The sequence below is a fragment of the Streptosporangium sp. NPDC000563 genome (genome assembly GCF_040299985.1).
Taxonomy (GTDB): Bacteria; Actinomycetota; Actinomycetes; order Streptosporangiales; family Streptosporangiaceae; genus Streptosporangium.
Map to the genome: position 1 here is coordinate 14,486 of NZ_JBEPDA010000027.1, position 19,580 is coordinate 34,065.

General features: G+C 71.7%; 18 protein-coding genes. 8 read left to right on the plus strand and 10 right to left on the minus strand.

Annotated features, from left to right (window positions below; genetic code table 11):
- The first annotated feature begins 9 nt into the window (after positions 1–9).
- The gene (locus ABT352_RS35345) at positions 10–1,008 is read left to right on the plus strand and encodes an NAD-dependent epimerase/dehydratase family protein (RefSeq protein WP_350949377.1); all 999 of its coding nucleotides are present in this window, start codon (positions 10–12) and stop codon (positions 1,006–1,008) included.
- 106 nt (positions 1,009–1,114) lie between these two features.
- Here the strand turns inward: ABT352_RS35345 and ABT352_RS35350 are convergent, their stop codons facing one another.
- Positions 1,115–2,503 (minus strand): hypothetical protein, encoded by a 1,389-nt coding sequence (locus ABT352_RS35350; protein ID WP_350949378.1) that lies wholly within the window; start codon positions 2,501–2,503, stop codon positions 1,115–1,117.
- A gap of 92 nt (positions 2,504–2,595) precedes the next feature.
- Between ABT352_RS35350 and ABT352_RS35355 the strand changes: the two genes are divergently transcribed.
- From ABT352_RS35355 to ABT352_RS35365, 3 genes are read left to right on the plus strand one after another with little or no spacing between them, the layout of a single operon-like run.
- Positions 2,596–3,261 (plus strand): glycosyltransferase family 2 protein, encoded by a 666-nt coding sequence (locus ABT352_RS35355; RefSeq protein WP_350949379.1) that lies wholly within the window; start codon positions 2,596–2,598, stop codon positions 3,259–3,261.
- Complete coding sequence (locus tag ABT352_RS35360) at positions 3,258–4,097, plus strand: TIGR04282 family arsenosugar biosynthesis glycosyltransferase (protein ID WP_350949380.1); 840 nt, start codon at positions 3,258–3,260, stop codon at positions 4,095–4,097. The genes ABT352_RS35355 and ABT352_RS35360 overlap by 4 nt, the downstream gene beginning before the upstream one ends.
- Before the next feature lie 52 nt (positions 4,098–4,149).
- A complete protein-coding gene (locus ABT352_RS35365) occupies positions 4,150–4,761 on the plus strand; it encodes a class I SAM-dependent methyltransferase (protein ID WP_350949381.1) in 612 nt (203 codons plus the stop codon).
- 292 nt (positions 4,762–5,053) lie between these two features.
- Here the strand turns inward: ABT352_RS35365 and ABT352_RS35370 are convergent, their stop codons facing one another.
- The gene (locus tag ABT352_RS35370; protein WP_350949382.1) at positions 5,054–5,770 is read right to left on the minus strand and encodes a polyprenol monophosphomannose synthase; all 717 of its coding nucleotides are present in this window, start codon (positions 5,768–5,770) and stop codon (positions 5,054–5,056) included.
- Between the two features lie 763 nt (positions 5,771–6,533).
- On the opposite strand from ABT352_RS35370, the gene ABT352_RS35375 reads away from it, so the two are divergent.
- Positions 6,534–7,079: a DoxX family protein gene (locus ABT352_RS35375; protein ID WP_350949383.1), complete on the plus strand. Its 546-nt coding sequence runs from the start codon at positions 6,534–6,536 to the stop codon at positions 7,077–7,079.
- Positions 7,080–7,182: 103 nt separating this feature from the next.
- On the opposite strand, the gene ABT352_RS35380 is transcribed toward ABT352_RS35375, so the two are convergent.
- The 3 genes from ABT352_RS35380 to ABT352_RS35390 are packed head-to-tail and all read right to left on the minus strand — an operon-like array spanning position 7,183 to position 9,711.
- A complete protein-coding gene (locus tag ABT352_RS35380) occupies positions 7,183–8,535 on the minus strand; it encodes an FtsX-like permease family protein (protein WP_350949384.1) in 1,353 nt (450 codons plus the stop codon).
- Positions 8,532–9,194 carry an ABC transporter ATP-binding protein gene (locus tag ABT352_RS35385; protein ID WP_350949385.1) on the minus strand — a complete coding sequence of 221 codons (663 nt, stop codon included), beginning with the start codon at positions 9,192–9,194 and terminating at the stop codon, positions 8,532–8,534. Before ABT352_RS35385 ends, ABT352_RS35380 begins: the two co-directional genes overlap by 4 nt.
- Positions 9,187–9,711, minus strand: coding sequence for a PadR family transcriptional regulator (locus tag ABT352_RS35390; protein WP_350949386.1), 525 nt, complete (start codon positions 9,709–9,711; stop codon positions 9,187–9,189). The genes ABT352_RS35385 and ABT352_RS35390 overlap by 8 nt, the downstream gene beginning before the upstream one ends.
- A gap of 772 nt (positions 9,712–10,483) precedes the next feature.
- On the opposite strand from ABT352_RS35390, the gene ABT352_RS35395 reads away from it, so the two are divergent.
- Both ABT352_RS35395 and ABT352_RS35400 read left to right on the plus strand, forming a co-directional pair.
- Positions 10,484–11,311 (plus strand): nitroreductase/quinone reductase family protein, encoded by an 828-nt coding sequence (locus ABT352_RS35395; protein WP_350949387.1) that lies wholly within the window; start codon positions 10,484–10,486, stop codon positions 11,309–11,311.
- Between the two features lie 189 nt (positions 11,312–11,500).
- The gene (locus tag ABT352_RS35400) at positions 11,501–13,150 is read left to right on the plus strand and encodes an FAD-dependent oxidoreductase (protein WP_350949388.1); all 1,650 of its coding nucleotides are present in this window, start codon (positions 11,501–11,503) and stop codon (positions 13,148–13,150) included.
- A 66-nt stretch (positions 13,151–13,216) separates the two neighbouring features.
- On the opposite strand, the gene crcB is transcribed toward ABT352_RS35400, so the two are convergent.
- The 4 genes from crcB to ABT352_RS35420 form a co-directional block, all read right to left on the minus strand.
- On the minus strand, positions 13,217–13,603 hold the full coding sequence (gene crcB / locus ABT352_RS35405; protein ID WP_350949389.1) for a fluoride efflux transporter CrcB: 387 nt from the start codon (positions 13,601–13,603) through the stop codon (positions 13,217–13,219).
- Positions 13,600–13,941, minus strand: a complete 342-nt coding sequence (locus tag ABT352_RS35410) for a DUF190 domain-containing protein (RefSeq protein WP_350949390.1) — start codon at positions 13,939–13,941, stop codon at positions 13,600–13,602. Before ABT352_RS35410 ends, crcB begins: the two co-directional genes overlap by 4 nt.
- Positions 13,938–14,468 (minus strand): fluoride efflux transporter FluC, encoded by a 531-nt coding sequence (locus ABT352_RS35415; protein WP_350949391.1) that lies wholly within the window; start codon positions 14,466–14,468, stop codon positions 13,938–13,940. The genes ABT352_RS35410 and ABT352_RS35415 overlap by 4 nt, the downstream gene beginning before the upstream one ends.
- A gap of 295 nt (positions 14,469–14,763) precedes the next feature.
- Positions 14,764–16,398, minus strand: a complete 1,635-nt coding sequence (locus tag ABT352_RS35420) for an acetyl-CoA acetyltransferase (RefSeq protein WP_350949392.1) — start codon at positions 16,396–16,398, stop codon at positions 14,764–14,766.
- Between the two features lie 546 nt (positions 16,399–16,944).
- On the opposite strand from ABT352_RS35420, the gene ABT352_RS35425 reads away from it, so the two are divergent.
- The gene (locus ABT352_RS35425) at positions 16,945–19,098 is read left to right on the plus strand and encodes a pectate lyase-like domain-containing protein (RefSeq protein ID WP_350949393.1); all 2,154 of its coding nucleotides are present in this window, start codon (positions 16,945–16,947) and stop codon (positions 19,096–19,098) included.
- A gap of 80 nt (positions 19,099–19,178) precedes the next feature.
- Here the strand turns inward: ABT352_RS35425 and ABT352_RS35430 are convergent, their stop codons facing one another.
- On the minus strand, positions 19,179–19,526 hold the full coding sequence (locus ABT352_RS35430) for a PRC-barrel domain-containing protein (RefSeq protein ID WP_350949394.1): 348 nt from the start codon (positions 19,524–19,526) through the stop codon (positions 19,179–19,181).
- Positions 19,527–19,580 lie beyond the last annotated feature (54 nt).

A 19,580-nucleotide genomic window follows, 5' to 3' on the forward strand; every position in this document is an offset into this window, starting at 1 on the left:
CGTCGCCGCATGAGGACACTGGTCACCGGTTCCGCCGGGTTCATCGGAAGTCATGTGATCGAGGCCCTGGAGGAGGCCGGGCACGAGGTCGTCGGTCTCGACATACGGGCCGGTGGCGGGGATGTGCGCGACGACGCGGCGCTGGACCGCGTGCTGGGCGGTGTCGACGCCGTGGTGCACCAGGCGGCGAAGGTGGGGCTCGGAGTGGATGTGTCCGACCTGCCGGACTACGCCTCGGTGAACGTGCTGGGCACCGCCACGCTGCTGGCCGCGATGGCGCGGCACGGCGTCGAGCGGCTGGTGCTGGCCTCGTCGATGGTGGTGTACGGCGAGGGCGCCTACGACTGCGCGACCCACGGCAGGGTACGGCCCGGCCCCAGGACCCGCGACGACCTCGTCCGGGGGGAGTTCGAACCCCGGTGCCCGAGCTGCGGACTCTCCGTGACGTGCGCCGTCATCGGTGAGGACGCCCCGGCCGACCCGCGCAACGCCTACGCCACGACCAAGCTCGCCCAGGAGCATCTGGCGGCGAACTGGGCGCGCGAGACGCGCGGCGCCGCCGTCGCGTTGCGCTACCACAACGTGTACGGGCCCCGGATGCCGCGCGACACCCCGTACGCGGGGGTGGCGGCGATCTTCCGGTCGGCGCTGGAGGCGGGCCGGGCCCCTCGCGTGTTCGAGGACGGCCGCCAGCTCCGGGACTTCGTGCATGTGCGCGATGTGGCGGCGGCCAACCTCGCGGCGCTCTGCGCGCTCGGCTCGTCGGCCGGGGGAACGCTCACCGCCTACAACATCGCGAGCGGGGAGCCGCACACGGTCGGGGAGATGGCCGCGGCGCTCGCGGACGAGCGCGGCGGCCCGGTGCCCGTGACCACCGGCGAGTACCGGCTGGGCGACGTACGGCACATCGTCGCCAGCCCGGAACGCGCGCGGGCCGAGCTGGGCTTTCGCGCCACCATCCCGTTCGCGGACGGGATGAAGGAGTTCGCCGGCGCCCCGCTCGGCTGACGGGAGTCACCGGGTCGGCTGATCGGGCGGACTCGACGCCTGACAGCCGCCGGTGAGTGAGCGCTTTCTGCGGCTGGACCGATGTCGAGCCCCGAAGGCGGACCGGTCACCAGGGGGAGATGACGAGTCCCTGCAGCAGGAGCCCCGTCAGGGCCTGGGCGGCGAGCCAGCGGCGGCTCGGGGACCAGGCCGCCGCCAGGACGATCCAGGTGGCGTAGGGCACCCAGATGCGCTCGACCTCTCCCCTGGTCACCCCGCTGACGTCGAGGGCGAGCACGGCCACGATCGCCGCCGCGACCAGGGCGCGCGCGTCACCGGACACCGCCCGCAGCAGAGCGGGCACGCCGCGGGGCACCGTCCCCAGCGGGGCACGCGCGCCGCCTGGCGCCATCCGCGCCAGGCCCGCGGCGGTCGCCGGGCCGGTCAGCAGGGCGAGCACGGCCAGGTTGGCGACGAGGAAGTAGAGGTAGGGCCGCGCCGCGCCGGGGTCGGCGGTCCACTCCGCGTGGGTGGCGAGCACTCCGGCCGGCCAGAGGAAGCCTCCCGCGGCGAAGGCGGCCGTAACCGCCGCCACCCCCGCCAGGCAGGCGACCGCGCTCGCGCGGGAGATCCGGGCGACGACGGCGGCGACCACCGGGATCAGCAGGTAGGGCACGAGACCGTAGCTGAGGTACGGCAACGCCCCCAGCAGTACTCCGGCCGCCACCCCGGAAAGGAGGCGCGTCCTGCCCGCGCCTCCGGACACCAGCAGTGCCACCCCCCAGGCGCCCACCCCCGCGAAGAAGGCGTCCATACTCGTGGCGATCCAGACCGCGGCGGGGCTCAAGGCGAGGTACGGCAACGCGCGTCTGGCCGCCTCCTCCCCCGCGACGCTCCGGACGGTGACCGCGACCGCCACGACCGTCGAGCAGCCGACCAGCACGACCAGTACCGCCGCCCAGAACGGACCGGGCAGTCCCACCCTCGCCAGGGCCCAGAGCACCAGCACGGGCAACGGCGGATGTCCTCGCACATGGGTGGGATAGCCGGGAAGCCGCTCGGTGAAGGAGCCCAGCCAGCCCAGCGGGTCGTCTCCCACGGCGGGCAGCACGGCCGGATACTCGTGAGGGCCGGTGAACGGCCTGGTCAGTCCCTCGCCGGAGACGGCGAGCAGCACCGTCCAGGCCAGAGCCGTGCCGTAGGCGAGGAGCAGGGCGGCGCCGAAGCGCGACCGCGCGGTCAGGACGGGCAGTACGGCGACCGCGAGGGCGCCGAGGAGCAGAGGCGGCAGAAGCGAGACCGACGGCGTGCGGAAGTGTCCGTGCAGGGGTGGCAGGTGATCGATGGGCAGCATGCCCAGCGCGTGCAGGACGGCCCCGGCGGCGAACGCCGCGACGACGAGCGAGACCCAGACGGCGAGCGCCCGCCCGCTCCGGCGGCCGCCGGGGTCATCGGGAGCGGAGGGAGCAACGGCCGCACGCGGACCCTCGACCTGCCTGCGGGAGAGTTTGATCACCCTCCCACACTAGGTACGGGCCGCTTTCTTTCCCTGACACGTCACTACTCCGTAAGAGTTGACGGGCCTTGTCGACCTTAGCGTTCTCAAACATGAAGATCGATGTTGTGCTCCCGTGCCTGGACGAGGAGACGGCTCTGCCGTGGGTGCTGGAGCGCATGCCCGACGGTTACCGGCCGATCGTGGTGGACAACGGTTCCACGGACGGATCGGCGCGGGTCGCGGCCGAGCTGGGAGCGCTGGTGGTGAGTGAGCCCAGACGCGGGTTCGGTGCCGCCTGTCACGCGGGACTGCTCGCCTCGACCGGCGAGGTGGTGTGCTTCATGGACGCCGACGCGTCCCTGGACCCGGGCCAGCTCCCTCGGGTGACCGAGCCGGTCGTCTCAGGTCGCGCCGACCTGATGCTCGGCAGGCGGGTTCCCGTGCCGGGAGCGGCCTGGCCGCTGCACGCGCGGCTGGGCAACGCCTTTCTCGGCCGGCGGCTGGCCGGGCGTACCGGCACCAGGCTCCGCGACATCGGCCCGATGCGCGCCTGCCGCCGCGCGGACCTCCTCGCCCTGAACCTGACCGACCGGCGTTTCGGCTACCCGTTGGAGATGGTGCTGCGCGCGGCCGACCAGGGCTGGCGGATCGCCGAGACCGGGGTGGCCTACCTGCCTCGCGCCGGGCGGTCCAAGGTCACCGGCACCGTACGCGGCACGCTGCGCGCGATCGGTGACATGCGCAAGGTCATGAGCGAACCGGGCGGCGCGCGATGACCGGCGACCGGAACGCGCCGCGGCGGGACCCGCACACCCGCGACGCCCGGAACACGACGCGACAGAGCGCGCCCTTCAAGGACGGCGTCCCGAACACGACACGGCGAACCGCCAGCCCCCGGGACGGCGAGCGGCGTGACGTGGTCGGCGCCGGGCAGGGCGGCCGAGCAGGCGGAGGTCAGGCCGTCCAGGCGGGCGACGGCCAGATCGTCGTCATCGCCAAGGAGCCGGTGGCGGGCGAGGTCAAGACCAGGCTCACCCCGCCGTTCAGCCCCGAGGAGGCCGCGACCCTGGCCACCGCCGCACTGGCCGACACCCTGGGCGCGGTGGCCGACGCTCCGGCACGCCACCGGGTGCTGGCGCTGCGCGGCGACATCGGCCCTTGGCTGCCGCCGGGTTTCACCGTCCTGCCGCAGCGGGGTGCCGGGCTGGACGAGCGGCTCGCCGCCGCCTTCGAGGACGCGTACCACTCCCGCCCCCTGCCCATGGTTCTGATCGGCATGGACACCCCGCAGGTCACCCCGGCGCTCCTGACCGACGCGATGGCCGGGCTCGCCACCCGCGACGCCGTGTTCGGCCCCGCCGCCGACGGCGGCTTCTGGCTGCTCGGCCTGCGCCGGCCCGACCCCGCGCTCCTGCTCGGGGTGCCGATGTCGCGGCCCACGACCGGCGCCGCCCAGCTGCTGCGGCTGCGTGCGGCGGGCCTGTCGGTGGGCATGCTCCCTCTCCTGCGGGACGTGGACACCGCCGACGACGCCGCGGCGGTCGCGGCCCAGGCGCCCGCGTCCTGCTTCGCGACCGTCCTCGCCGCGCTCGGGACGAGGGCGATCCGGTGACCGGGCGACCGTACGACGCGCCGCCCGCCGCCCGGAGGGCACGGGTGATCCGGTGATCGGGCAGCTCTACGAGAAGTCCCTGGCGGGCGCCACCGTCGAGATGGAGTACGCCGACGGCAGGACCGCGCCCCTCGACGCGGCCCGCTGGCTCGCCCCGATCGACGGGGACGAGGCCATGCTGTCGCGGTGCGCGGCCCCCACCCTGGACGTCGGGTCCGGTCCCGGCCGCCTCACCGTCGCACTCGCGCGGCGAGGCGTTCCCGCCCTGGGCGTCGACATCGCCCCCTACGCCGTCCGGCTCACCCGGCGCGCGGGAGGCCGGGCGATCTGCCGCGACGTCTTCGACCACCTGCCCGGCCACGGCCGCTGGGCCACCGTGCTGCTCGCCGACGGCAACATCGGGATCGGCGGCGCCCCGGACGCCCTGCTGCGCAGGGTCCGCGAGCTGGTACGGCCCGGGGGCGAGGTCATCGCCGAGGTTCAGCCACCGAGCGCGTCGGGCCGCGTCGAGCATCTGCGGCTGCGCGGCCGCGAGCTCGCCGGCCCGTGGTTCGGCTGGGCCACCGTGTCCGTCTCCGACCTGGGAACCCTCGCCGGGCGTAACGGTTTCTCCCGGGTGGACTCGTGGAAGGAGGCCGGAAGGTGGTTCGCGAGCCTGCGCTGACGGGGAAGGTCCACCGGAACGCCACGCTCGGAGGGCGTCGTTCCTTTCTTCGGCGTTGTGCCGTTCGAACGCGTCGGGAGGTGACGCACCGCGCCTTCCGGCATCACAGGTCGGCGACGACGCTCGCCATATGACATGCCGATGGACAGCGGCGGATCGAATTCGTCGATTATCGACAAAGGCTCACCGGGGGTGAGCCGACGGCGAACGGGGCATCCCGTCTCCCGGAGCGCTGCCCCGCGGAGGAGAATCGATCCCCATGTCCGGGGAACTCTCGTGTCGTGCGGATCCCTTAGCGCCTGAAGACAAGCCGCCACGGCATCAGGGCCGATTCCCACTGCACCCGGAGGCTCATCTTCGAGTCACCCGCCCGGCGGTCGGAGAAATGGATGGGGATCTCGACGATCGTCATTCCGGCCCTGATCGCCCGATAGTGCATCTCCACCTGGAAGCTGTAACCCCCCGAGGAGATCGTGCCGAGGTCCAGGGCGGTGAGGCTTTCCGCCCGCCAGATCTTGAACCCGGCGGTCACGTCCCGCAGCCCGAGGCGCAGGATGGTGCGGACGTAGAAGTTCGCCCACCTCGACAGGGCCCGCCGCCACAGGCTCCACTCGGCGGCCAGCGTCCCGCCCGGCACGTACCGGCTGCCGATCACGCACGCCGCCCCCGTCGCCCGCGCGGTCTCCAGCAGACGCGGAACGGCGTCGACGGGGTGCGAGAAGTCGGCGTCCATCTGCACCACGAACTCCGCCCCCGCAGAGAGCGCGGTCTCCATGCCGTCGACGTAGGCGCGCCCGAGCCCTTCCCTGACCTGCCGGTGCACCACGTCGACCCGGCCGGGGTGCGCGGCGGCCAGTCGGTCGGCCACCTGGCCCGTACCGTCCGGGGAGTCGTCGTCGACCACCAGGATTCGCAGGCCGTCGAGCGGCAACGCGAGCAGGGCCTCCGCGATCGACGGAAGGTTGTCCGCCTCGTTGAACGTCGGGATCACGACGGTGACGGTGGCCATGGTCGGGGTCAGGGCCTTCCGGGATCGATGGTCGGATGTTCTTCGCCGCGAACGACGTGGCGCCGCCTTCCGGTGATGTCCGACACCGGAAGGGACGAAGATCAACCCAATGCTAGCGGCCGCGCCGTTCCCCTCCCGACCGAAGGTCACCGCACGTCGTGTCGCCATGAGTATGAGCAGGAAAAACCCATTGCGCTCACATCAGGTCGACGTATTCTAAAGGATCATCCATTCATAATGGAACCGGGCGGCGACCGATTATCGCGGGGACATTATGCGGGCCGAATCCATGTCGGCCGGCCAACCCCTGGAAATCGCCTGTGACGAGTCCGGTTCGGAGGGTGAGAATCTCATCGGGGGAACACCGATGTTTTCACGCACGCCGGCCTGTGCCTGGACGTCGAGTCGGCGGCCGGCCGCATTCGGGAGATACAAAAAATGGCGCCCTCTCCAGCGGTGGAATACAAGGCCGATCTTCTGCTCCGCGAGAAGAACGGGCCGGCGAGGTACCGGAACGGCGCGGAAGACAGCGTCGGGCGAGCTCAACGGCCGGGGTGACGCGGAGCTCACCGCTCTGCTGCGGCCGCACGTGGATTCGTTCTCGGTCTGGGGAGACCACCGGAGCCGGTCCCTGTGGAGCCCGCCCCCGGCACCCGTTCGCAAGGCCCGGGCGACTCCCCCCGGCGTGCGACCAGGTTGCATTACTGGATAGCGATAGTATCTACTATTGGATAGTTCAACTATCCGAGTAAGAGGTGCGTCGATGTCCGCATTCGTGGTTGAAATCGTTCTCGTGGCCGCCACCCTCGGCTTCCGAGCGCTGGGCGCGCTCGGCGCCCGCCGCTTCGCCACCTGGCCGGTGAGCGCGGCACACGGGATGGCCGCCATGCTCGTCGTCACCGCCACCGCGCACTTCGTCCCGGCCGAGGTGACCTTCATGCCCAACCACGCCGACCTGGTGCGCATGGTGCCGCCCGTCGTGCCGTTCCCCGGCGCCGTGGTCTACGCGACCGGCGTACTGGAACTCCTCGGCGCCGCGGGACTCGTGGTCGCCGCGACACGCCGGGCCGCCGGGATCGGCCTGGCCGCTCTCTACGTGCTGCTGCTTCCTGCCAACGTCTACGCGGCCGTCGCCGACGTCCCCTTCAACGGCGACGAGGCGACGCCCCTGTGGCTCAGGATCCCGCAACAGGTCGTGTACATCGCCGTCGCCCTCTGGGCGGCCAGGTCGGCCGACACCACCCTGACCCGCCCCACCCGGACCGCGCGATCTCTCCGCGCCGAGAGCTCGGAGTCCGCGACCCGCTGAGCAGCGGACGTCTCGCGGAACAGGCCGCCGTCCGGCGCCAAGGCCAGGCCGCGAGAAAAAGAACTGACCGGCCTTGGCGACGAGTCCGGGACGGCGGCCCTTCTCATTCCTCCCGCAGCCCCTCCGGCCGCAGCGTCCGGCGCAGGATCGGCCGGGCGGCCCGCGCCACCAGCACCGCGGCCAGCACGCCGATCCCCACCATGAGCATCGCCCGGGCAGCGGCGACGGAGAGCGCCGCCGGCAGGTAGATGTCCGCCAGCGACAGGACGACCACTGCCACCCCCGCGACGGCGGCCACGACGCACACCGGCAGCGCCGCGATGAGCGCCTGCCGGGTGAGGACCCGGCCCAGCGCGAAGCCGGGCGCGCCCGAGGCGGCCAGGGCCGCGAACGAGCGCCGGTGATCCAGCAGGTCCTCCGCCTGGTGCACCACGAGGGCGGCGGCCGAGGTGACCAGCGCGATCAGCAGGGCGAGGTCGACGAGCAGATAGGCCACACCCCAGGAGTGATTGATGCCGCCCCGGAGAAGGATCTGCCCCTGCTGGGCACCGACCGCGGAACCGAAGAACACGGTCAGCCCCACCACCGCCAGCGCGCGGGCCCACCCCCGGGGGTCGGCCCCGACAATCCGGGCGGCCAGCAGGGTCTCGGCCGACCCGGTGCGGTCGCCGATCCGCCGGGCGGCGGCCCTGATCAACCACGAGGCGGCGAGGACCAGGCCGAACAGCAGGAGCACCACGCCGGCGGTCATGGACAGCGCCGCCCCGTACGGCACGACGGGGATCTTGTTCTTGAGTCCGGCGACGAACATCACGGCACCCGCCGCGGCCAGCGCCAGGTCGGACGCCCTGGGACCGGCCGGGGGCGTCCGCCGGACCACGCCCAGCGGTGAGGCCACCACGTGCCGTCCCGCCCTCAGCCCGGACAGCGTCCCGGCGAGCAGCACCACCGCGAGGATCGCCAGGATCTGCGCCGGTGGGACACGGGGCACCGCACCCTCCAGTGACCACGCCGACACCAGGTGCGCCACCAGGTACAGCGCGACGCCGGACACCCCGCCCAGCAGGAACCGCCACCCGCTCTCGTACGCCCCGAGCAGGCGCACCTCGCGCGGCGTGGCCCCGGCCAGCCGGAGCGCGGCGAGCCTGCGCTCCCTCGTCGCGGTGGCCAGCCGGCTCACCTGATGGACGAAGGCCATGGTGGGCACGACCAGCAGGGCCAGCGTCAGCGCGGTGACGAGCCGCGCCTCCCTGCCGGAGAAGAAGCCGAGATACTCGATCCGCCTCTCGACGAGAAACCCCTCGGGGTGGCGCGAGAAGCCGAGCCCGAACGCCAGCAGGTTCGCCGCCACGCACAGCAGGAAGGTCGCGAGCGCCGCCCCCGCGGCCATGAGACGCCCCCGCACCCGCTCGCGCCGCGACCCGCCCCTGGCGAGCATCCGCATCACGGTGATCACACGGTCACCCCGGCCGTCCTGCCGTCGCGCAGCACGATCTCCCGGTCGGCGTAGGCGGCCACCCGGTTGTCGTGGGTGACGATCACCAGGGTGGTGCCGTCCGCGCGTGCCGTGCCGACGAGCTCGTCCATCACCCGTTCACCGGCCAGCGAGTCGAGCGCGCCGGTCGGCTCGTCGGCGAAGACCACCCGTGGACCGGTGACCAGGGCGCGGGCCACGGCGACCCGCTGCAGCTGTCCGCCGGACAGCTCGCCGGGGCGCCGAGCCGCGCAGTCGGCCACCTCCAGCCGCTCCAGCCGCGACCGGGCGGCCAGCAGCGACTCCTGGCGTCCGTGCCGGTTGAACAGCAGCGGCAGCGCCACGTTCTCCTCGGCGGTCAGCTCGGGGACGAGCCCGCCTGACTGGAAGACGACACCGAAGCTCTGCCTGCGCAGCATCGTCCGGTCGGCGTCGTCGAGGGTGTCGACGCGCCGCCCGTCGAAATGGACCTCCCCCGACTCGGGACGGATGATCCCGGCCAGGCAGTGCAGCAGGGTCGACTTGCCGGAGCCACTCGGGCCGGTGATCGCGACGATCTCCCCGTCGCCGATCTCCAGGGACACGCCGTCCAGTGCAACGGTCCTGCCGAAGGTCTTGCGTAACGCACGTGCCTCAAGCATCGATCTCCTCCTTGAGATCCGCGAGTCGTTCCATGGCCGTCTCGATCCAGCGCAGGTCGGCGTCGAGGTGCTGAAGGGCGTAGTCGGCGGCGAGCGCCTGCGCGGGGGACCCAGAGGTCCGCTCCGCGGTGAGTTCGCGCATCCGCGCCAGGTGGGCCGCGCGCTGCCTGACCAGGTAGCCGTCGGCGGCGCCTCCGGCCACGATCGCCACCACCACGCGCGAGACGAGCGTGCTGGAAACGTGCGGCGCGGGTGTCTCCACCTGCTCCAGCCACCGGGTCAGCTCTGCCAGCCCCTCCTCGGTGAGCGCGTACACCGTGCGCTCGGGACCGCTCTCCTGCACGGTCTCCGCCACCTCGGCGAAGCCGTCCCTCTGCAGGCGCTGCAACGTCGCGTAGACCTGCCCGTACGCGAGCGGCCTGGCGCCCGGCAGGCGCTGGTCGTGCTCGCGTTTGAGTTCGTACCCGTGCTTGGGCCGCTCCGCGAGCAGCCCGAGCATCACGTGTCCTGTAGACATGATCGGGACTATACATTCAATACATACACTGAGCGAATAGACAAAGGCCGATCGTCTTGCGCCGGGGAAGACGATCGCCGGCGTCGTTGGAACAGACCTCGGTAACAGGTGAATCCGCGACGCCGGTCGTCATGTCGGCGGGTCCTGCGGCGTCATGCGGAAGGCGTGCGCGTGCTCGGCCCCCGGTCGCGGAAGGCGCACCCGGTCACGGAAGGTACGCGCCGCGTTTTCCGGTGGCCTCCCGTACCCGCGGGGAGTTCTCGCTCGCGGTGACCGGGAAACGCGGCGTTGCTCCGATGCGTTTGTGGCATTACGGTTGACCTTGTGACTGCCGGGTCGGCCTTGGGCCAACAGCGAGTAGGGCACCCGGCCGAGGCGTGAGCCCCGGGCGGGCCAGAGGCCCTCCCCTTTTCCTCCCGCGCTCTCAGCGCGACGTTTCTCCGTGGACGCGACCTGGATCTCTCCTTCGCGGTCTCCACGTCTCATGTAGCCCGCGCGTGTGATTCCCACCGGTTTTCCATGGTCCGGTGGCTTCCACGTCCCGCGTGACGCCCACCTGCTCTCGCGGCACAGGTCACCGCGGGTTTCGCACCGTTCGTGAACCGGCCCCGGCGATGAATCGCCGACCGGGCCGGGCACCCGGCGCGCCTTCCTGATTTCCCGCACCACGGTCGCGGTCGCCCCGTGGTGATTTCGTCCTGCCCATCGGACGGTCCTTCGTCATGCCCGCGAACAGTCGCGGGACCATCGATTCCGGAGAAGAAAACAAAGAATGCCCAACGAATTCAACCAGCAGATCATCGAGGAGTTCCGCGCCAACGGCGGGCGGGTCGGCGGCCCCTTCGAGGGGGCCCGGCTGCTCCTGCTCACCACCGTCGGGGCGCGGTCCGGCGCCCGGCACACGACCCCGCTCGGCTACCTTCCCGACGGTGGCGCCCGGGTCCTGGTCATCGCCTCGGCCGGGGGCGCGCCGAACCACCCCGCCTGGTTCCACAACCTGGTGGCCGACCCTCTCGTCACGGTCGAGGACGGCATCTTCACCTACCAGGCGCGGGCCGTCGTCCTGGAGGGCGCCGAACGCGACCGCGTCTTCGCCCGAGCGGCCGAGGCCGACCCCGGGTGGGCCGAGTACCAGGCCAAGACGGCGCGTGTCATCCCGGTGGTCGCCCTCCAGCAGGTCGGCGGCGGGCCGCCGAAGGGGTCGTCGGCGGGCGCGACCCTCAGAATGGTCCACGAAGCGTTCCGGCGAGAGCTCGCCCTGATCCGCAAGGAGGTCACCGAGTCGGGTCCCGGACTCGGCGCCCAGCTGCGGGTGAACTGCCTCACCCTCTGCCAGGGGCTGCACAACCACCACACCGGTGAGGACATCGCGCTGTTCCCCTTCCTCGCCGGGAGCCACCCCGAGCTCGCCCCGACCCTGGAGCGGCTGAGCCGGGAACACGAGAAGATCGCGGCTCTCGTGGAGGAGTTGCGGGACGTCATCTCCGCCGAGGGCGCGGATCCGCTGCCGGTGCTCCCCGAGGTCGAGCGGCTCACGGACGAGCTGGAAAGGCACCTGGCCTACGAGGAGGAGCAGCTGCTCCCGATCCTCGGCGCGTAGCACCCCGCCGCCCGCGTACCGGTGACGTTCGCCGTCGGCCGGTGCGCGGGTCACGCGCCTGAGGACGCGTCGTGCGCCCGTGTCCGGCCGTCCTCGGGCCCGCCCCCTCTGTTTGCCGGTTCGGCAACTAAGTTTGCCGGATTCGGGGAGTTCGGCGGAGTATTCACGGCGAACGGAGGTACTACACACATGACCGTACAAGCGGAACAGGCCGTGACGTCCACCCCCGCGGGTGAGGAGCGGCGCTACGACGTCGTGGTCGTCGGCGGTGGCGCCGCCGGGCTGAGCGGGGCGCTGACCCTGGCCCGTGCGCGGCGCTCGGTGCTGGTGATCGACGCGGGCCGGCCGCGCAACGCTCCGGCCTCCCACGTCCACTCCTACCTGACGCGCGACGGCATGCCCCCCTCGGAGCTGGTGGCCGCGGGACGCGCGGAGGTGACCCGCTACGGCGGCGAGATCATGCAAGGTGACGTCGTGGCAGCCGAGCGCCTGGACACCGGAGGTTTCCGCGTCGCCGTCGACGGCGGGATCTCGGTCGCGGCGGACCGGCTGCTCGTGACCACCGGCCTCGTCGACGAACTGCCCGAGGTGCCGGGCCTGCGGGAACGCTGGGGGCGCGAGGTCCTGCACTGCCCGTACTGCCACGGCTGGGAGGTGCGCGACCAGGCGATCGGCGTCCTCGCCACCGGGCCGTTCGCGGTTCACCAGGCCCTGCTGTGGCGGCAGTGGAGCAGGGACGTGACCTTCTTCTCGCACACCGCGCCCGAGTTCGGCGCCGAGGAGTACGAGCAGCTCGCCGCCCGCGACATCGCCGTGGTCGACGGGCCGGTGACGGCGCTGGAGGTGGCGGACGACCGGCTCAGCGGCGTACGCCTGGCCGACGGCCGGGTGGTCCCCGTTCAAGCTCTCGTGGTGACCCCGCGCTTCACCGCCCGCTCCGGTCTTCTCACCGGCCTGGGCCTGGAGACGACCGACCAGGAGATGGGCGGGCACGTGTTCGGCAGCTACGTCGCCGCCGACCCGTCCGGGGCGACGGCACTGCCCGGGGTGTGGGTGGCGGGAAACGTCACCGCGCTCACCGAGCAGGTGATCGGCGCCGCCGCGGCGGGCGGGCGTGCCGCCGCCGCGATCAACGCCGACCTGATCGCCGAGGAGACCCGCCGGGCCGTCGCCGCCCGCCGCGACTCCGGCCGGCACGAGCACACGCGGGAGGATGCCGTCCCCGAGGAGGAGTTCTGGGACCTCCGCTACCGCGAGAGCGACCGGATCTGGAGCGGGAACCCCAACGTCGTCCTGGTCCGCGAGATCACCGGTGTGGAGCCGGGCAGTGCCCTGGACCTGGGATGCGGCGAGGGCGCCGACGCGATCTGGCTCGCGCGGCGAGGATGGCGCGTCACCGCCACCGACATCTCCGGTGTCGCACTGGAGCGCGCCGCCCGGCACGCCGCGTCGGCGGACGTCACCGACCTTGTCGACTGGCAGCGGCACGACCTGGGGGTCTCCTTCCCGCAGGGCGTCTTCGATCTCGTCTCCGCCCACTTCCTGCACTCCCCCGGCGACATGCCGCGAGAAAGGATCCTGCGGACCGCCGCCTCGGCGGTCGCGCCCGGCGGGACGCTCCTCATCGTCGGGCACGCGGGATTCCCCGCCTGGGAGCACAACCCCCATCCCGACGTGCACCTCCCCACCCCGCAGGAGGTACTGGAAAGCCTGGAGCTCCCGGAAGGGGAGTGGGAGGTGCTGCTCTGCGAGGAACACGAGCGGATCCAGAACGACCCCGAAGGACAGCCCACCACCCGCACGGACAACGTCCTCAAGGTCCGGCGCCTGAAAGGCTGAACGGCGGCCCCTCCCCCTTACGGTGAATTCCAGGGCCGGGCGTCTCCCGTGTCTCGCGGAACGGGGTCACGCGACGATCGCCTGGGCGAGGGTGAGACCGAGGAACACCGCGCCGAGACCGGCGGCGACCGAGGCGACGACGTTGACCACGGCGAAGAGGACCGCGCCGGTCTCGGCGAGCCGCAGCGTCTCGTAGGAGAACGTCGAGTACGTGGTCAGCGCCCCGCAGAAACCGGTGCCGAGCAGCAGTTGCACGCCGGGGCCCACCGCGCCGGACAGCGCGGCCCCGGTCAGGGCTCCCAGGATCAGCGAGCCGACCACGTTGACGGTGAAGGTGCCCCAGGGGAAGAGCGTGTCGTGGCGGGCCTGCACGGCCCGGTCCGTCAGGTAGCGCAGTGGCGCCCCGACGGCACCGCCGAGCAGCACCGCGAGCCAGTTCTGCGGCCCGCTCACGTCGTCGCCCCGGTCCCGGGGCGGACGACCTCGACCTCGTCCAGGGTGGCCAGCCCTTCGGTGAGGAGGTCGTCCAGCCTCGGCAGGAAGGCCCGGATCCGTGCCTCGGTGTCGACGATCGTGACGATCACCGGCAGGTGGTCGGCCATCGACAGCAGCCGGGTGGTGTGCACCATCGAGGTGGCGCCGAAGCCCTCGATGCCGCGAAAGACGGACGCCCCCGCCAGCCCGGCGGCGTGGGCCCGGTGCACGATCTCGGTGTACAGGGGTCGGTGGCGCCAGGTGTCCGTGTCGTCGACGAAGATCGTCAACCTCAGTGCCCGGCCGGCTGGAATCATCGCGTTCCCCTCCTCGCCCTCGTCGCTCTCGCCGTCCTCGCCAGGAGCCCGCGGGTGGTCCACGCGCCGGCCGTCACCGCGACCAGGGCCGCGATGACCGTCGCCGCCAGGTAGCCGAGCGCCGGGCCGATCCGGTCGGCGGAGACCAGGCGCTCGATGTCCAGGCAGTAGGTGGAGAAGGTGGTGAAGCCGCCCAGCACCCCGGTGGCCAGGAACGGCCGCGCCCAGGTGGGCGCCGTCCACGCCTCGGTGAGCACGACCATGAGAACACCGATCAGCAGGCAACCGGCGGCGTTGACCCCGAGCGTCGTCCAGGGGAAGGAACCGGCCGCGGCCGGCCACAGCAGGGCGGCTCCGTAGCGGGCACCCGCGCCGATCGCGCCACCGGCGGCGATCACCGCCAGGACGGCGTGATGGGAGCGACGCGACTCGCCGCCCCCGCGCGCACCGGGTGGATCGAGGTCGGGATCGATGCCGGGGTCGACGGGCTCGGTCGCCACCGTGAATTTCACCTGGTCCGGACGCATGCCTCTCCCTACACGCGGGGGGATGCCCGGCATCGCGGGCACCGCCTGTCACGGGTAGGGACCGTTGGCGGCGGGTGCCGCGGTTGGGAGCGGCGGGCCCCACCGCCGCGAGGCCCGCCGGATATCGGCGGGCTCCTCGTGCCCAGCCTAGCGCGGCCGCCCCGCGATCATCCGTACGGCCGCTCCCCGAGGCCTGTGTCGCGGAAAATCACGGAGAGGGAGCCGCGACACCGCCGGGCGGGCGAGGCGGGATCTCGTGGCGTGCGGAGCCCGCTGCCCTGCGGTATCGCGCTTCTCACGCCCGTTCCGCGGTCGCGTTACCAAGACCGGCGCGCGGAGCCGTGACGTCACCACCGGTCATGAGCCGGTCCAGTACGGCGGCATCCGTGCTCACCCGGTTGCCCGCGTCGAAGGAGCGGACGTGGACACGCCTCCCGACGGGCTCGCCGTCGCCGAGCAGGGCGAGCGTCTTCTCGTCACCGTCGGCGGTCTTCGCCAGGAAGCGGCGGCCGTCGGCCTCGAGTCTCCCGATCACGATGCCGACGCGGGTGCCGTCACGCCGGTGCCTCACGGTGTAGGTCTCGATCGTGCCCCGCCCGTCGGCCCGGACGGCCTGCGGGACGGCGGGCCAGGCGTCGATCTCGGCCTGAAGCTCGGCGCTGCGATCCTGGCGCCACCCGGTGGGAGCGGTCGAGTAGACGCCGACCGAGTACTTGCTCAGCATCCCGCCGTTCGCCCCCACCATGCCGTACGAGCCGGGCCTGGCGCGGAGCCTCTGGACGATCTCGGCTATCGCGTGCGTCGAGTAGTTGTTGCCCGCTCCGCCGAAGAAGGGGAGTCCTCCGGTGACCGTCAGCCCGCGCGGGTCGTCGGCGGCCAGGCCGAGGCCGTCGCAGATGTTGGAGACGGCGATGGGAAAGCAGCTGTACAGGTCGATGGCGTGCAGGTCGTCCACCCCGATGCCCGCCAGGTCCAGGGCGTGCCGGGCGGCCGTCACGGAGGCCGGTCCCGCACCGAGGTCGGCCCGGTCCAGCAGGTCGCGCTCGCGCAGATCGGCGTGGCCGTGCAGGAAGACCCACCTCTGCGCGGGGACGCCGAGACGTCTCGCGTCGGCCACGGACATCAGCAGGACGGCCGCCCCCTGGTTGACCTTCTCGCGCGCGACGAGGTAGCGGGTGTAGGGCTCGGCGATGAGCCGGTTGTCCTCGGTCGGGGTGACCAGTTCCCCTGCGTCGCGTTCGACGGGCGCGGCGGCGTGCGGGTTGGCGGCGGCGACCCTGGTGAACGGGGCGAACAGCGCCCCCATCCCGGCCGCGTACTCCCGCCTCGTCTGCCCGAGGCGGGCCCGGCGCGCGTTGTCGAACAGCGCGTACTGACTCGGCGCGCCCGCCAGCCCGTGCGCGGCCAGGAACCGGGAGACGAGTCCCTTGAGCCCGTAGCCGCGGTCCTCCAGATCACCTTCGACGGTCTCGCCGAAATCGGGCCTGTCCTCGGCCCCCGCCAGGTGCAGGACCGTCGAGATCGCCTCGGATCCGACGATGAGGGCCACCCGCGAGGAACCGGCCGCGATCGTCGCGGCGAGCTCGTTGACCAGGCGCTGGGGCGCCTGCCCGCCGGCCACCTCCAGGATCGCCCGGCCGGGGTTCGCACCCACCCGGTTCGCGACGGAGCGAGGGTAGTTGGTGGATCTGCCCAGCGGTGCGAGGGCGCCGGGCGCGGAGATCTCGAACTGGCGCACCCCCGCCACGGTGTCGACGGCGGCGGCGACGTCCGCGGGGTTCGCGCGGGTGTCGGCGAGGGCCTCGCGGACGGCGGCCGCCGCGAGCTCGACGGGTGACAGGCGCCGGTAGTCGCGCTCGCCGATCCGCTCGGACGACTGCCCGACGCCCACGAGCACCGGCGTGCGGGGGTCGAGGTCCTCGAAGGTCATCTTCACACTCCAGCGGATCCGGCGCCGAGGGCGTCACCACCCCGAAGTGATGCTCACCCGGGCCACCCGTGATTTATAGCTGAAAACCGCCCTTGAAGGATGGAGCGTATCTCCTTCCTCCACGCGATCGCCGTGAGGTCGGACCGGCACGGGTTACGGGTCGGCGAAGAGCCGCACTCGGATCCTCACCGCGACGTCCACGCAACTACTATTTGGAAACTTTCCTATTGACAAACTTTCTGATCACATGTTTGATCCGAGGTAATTTTAAGGGGTGAAGTTACCAAGGCCTTCCTCCCAGCCGATGAGAGAGGGTTCGGGGCCGCTCACCCCACGGAAGCACCCGTGGCCCGCGGCTTCAGGAGCGCGTGCCGCGCCCACGAAGAAACCCCCAGAGAGGAGAGCCACCGTGACTCCGCAGCACCCCCCACCGCCACTCCCGGGCGCGGTCGCCGCGCCGCCCCCCGCCGTCACCGGATACGCCGAGGTGCCGTCCGGCGCGACCAGGAACACCCCCATGTCACGGCGGGATCCCGGGAGACTCCGATGAGACACCTCCTCATGGCGCTCGCCGTGGTCGCGGCGTTCCTGATCGTGCCGGCGGGTACGGCGCAGGCCGCGCCACCCGCCGGGCTCACCACCGTGATCAGCCGCAACAGCGGCAAGTGCGTGGACGCGCGGGCCGCCGCGACCGCCAACGGCACCGTCGTCCAGCAGTACGCGTGCAACGGCTCGGCCGCCCAGCTCTGGCGGTTCCAGTCGACCAGCGGCGGGTTCCACCGGGTCGGCAACGGCAACAACGAAGCCCAGGCGTGGGACGTCAAGGACGTCTCCACCGCCGACAGCGCTCCCATCCAGCTCTGGTCCTACTCCGGCGGCAACAACCAGCAGTGGCAGGCCGTGGAGGAGGCCGGCGGCTTCTACCACTTCGTCAACAGGCACAGCGGCAAGTGTCTCGACGTACCGGGTGCCTCGATCGGGGACAGCGTGCAACTCCAGCAGTACACATGCAACGGCACGGCCGCCCAGTCCTTCAGCCTGGGCGCCCCTCCGCCGAGCGGGAACAACCCCGACCTCGGCCCGAACGTGAGCATCTTCGACCCGTCGACGCCCACCGCGACCATCCAGGCGAGGCTCAACGCGGTCTTCAGCCAGCAGCAGACCGACCAGTTCGGCGCCAACCGCTTCGCCCTGCTGTTCAAGCCCGGCTCATACTCGGTGGACGCCAACATCGGCTTCTACACGCAGATCGCCGGTCTCGGCCTGTCACCCGACAACGTCACCATCAACGGCGCCGTGCACGCCGAGGCCGACTGGTTCCAGGGCAACGCGACCCACAACTTCTGGCGCGGAGCCGAGAACCTGTCGGTCACCCCGCCGTCGGGCACCGACCGCTGGGCGGTCTCGCAGGCCGCCTCGTACCGGCGGATGCACCTGCGCGGCAACCTGCAGCTCGACGACGGCGGCTGGTCGAGCGGCGGCTTCATCGCCGACTCCAAGATCGACGGCCAGGTCCGGTCGGGGACGCAGCAGCAGTGGCTGTCGCGCAACGCCGAGTGGGGCGGCTGGACCGGTTCCAACTGGAACATGGTGTTCGTGGGCGTGAACAACCCGCCCGCGGGCAACTTCCCGAACCCGCCCTACACCAGGGTCGCGACCACGCCGGTCGTGCGCGAGAAGCCGTTCCTGTACGTCGACCAGGCCGGCGCCTACCAGGTGTTCGTACCGGCGCTGCGGACGAACTCCTCCGGCACGACGTGGACCGGCGGCAACCCCGCGGGCACCTCGATCCCGATCGGCCAGTTCTTCGTCGTCAAGCCCGGCCACACCGCGGCGGACATCAACGCGGCGCTCGCACAAGGGCTGAACCTGCTGTTCACTCCCGCCGTCTACCACCTCAACGACACGATCAGGGTGACCCGGGCCAACACCGTCGTGCTCGGTCTGGGCCTGGCCACGCTGATTCCCGACAACGGCGTGACCGCGATGACCGTCGCCGACGTGGACGGCGTCAAGGTCGCCGGGCTGCTGCTCGACGCGGGTACCACCAACTCGGCCATGCTGATGCAGGTCGGTCCCGCGGGATCGTCGGCGAGCCACGCCGCCAACCCGACGTCGCTGCACGACGTGTACTTCCGGGTCGGTGGCGCGGCAGTCGGCAAGGCCACCCAGAGCCTCGTCGTCAACAGCGACAACGTGATCGGCGACCATCTGTGGATCTGGCGCGGTGACCACGGCAGCGGCATCGGGTGGAACACCAACACCGCCGCCAACGGACTCACCGTCAACGGCGACGACGTCACGATGTACGGCCTGTTCGTCGAGCACTACCAGCAGCACCAGACCGTCTGGAACGGCAACGGCGGCCGGACGTACTTCTACCAGAACGAGATGCCCTACGACCCGCCCAGCCAGGCCGCCTGGATGAACGGGAGCACGCAGGGCTACGCCGCGTACAAGGTGGCCGACTCGGTCACCACGCACGAGGCCTGGGGCCTGGGCAGCTACTGCTATTTCAACGTCAACCCCGGGGTCGTGGCGGCCCGCGCGTTCGAGGTCCCGAACAAGCCGGGAGTGCGCCTTCACAACATGGTGACGGTCTCGCTCGGTGGTGTCGGCACGATCCGCAACGTCGTCAACACCACGGGCGGCCCGTCCAACTCCAGCACCAACGTGGCCAATCTCGTCGATTACCCCTGAGCCGGTCTCCCCCGCGTTCCTGAACCGCACGGAAAACGAGCCCTTCCCCGGGCGGGGAAGGGCTCGTCGACGGTCGACGACTACAGCGTGCCGGGGCCGTAGTAGCCGCCCAGCTTCTCGCGGTAGTCGGGCTCCCTGTAGGTCGCCTCGTCGAACTCCGGCGCGTCCTTGATCTCCTGCTTGGTGCGCGAGACGTAGATCTTGCGCTCCTGCGGGTCGATCTGGTGCACGGTGCCGGCCGGCAGCAGGACCTTCTTGCCGAAAATCCAGAACCCGGTGTCGACGACGATGTAGCTGTTGCCCACCGTGTTGCTCTCCTCGTCCACCGAACCGATCTTGCCGTCGGTGGCCTCCACGTCGAACCCCACGAGATCCAGCGCCTGCTCGCCGCTGTAGGTGTCGGGGCGGTAGCTCCACACGTCCGTCATGGTGTTTCTCCTCGTCGGTGAAGGTGGGACAACCGCCCCCTACCCGCCGCGCCC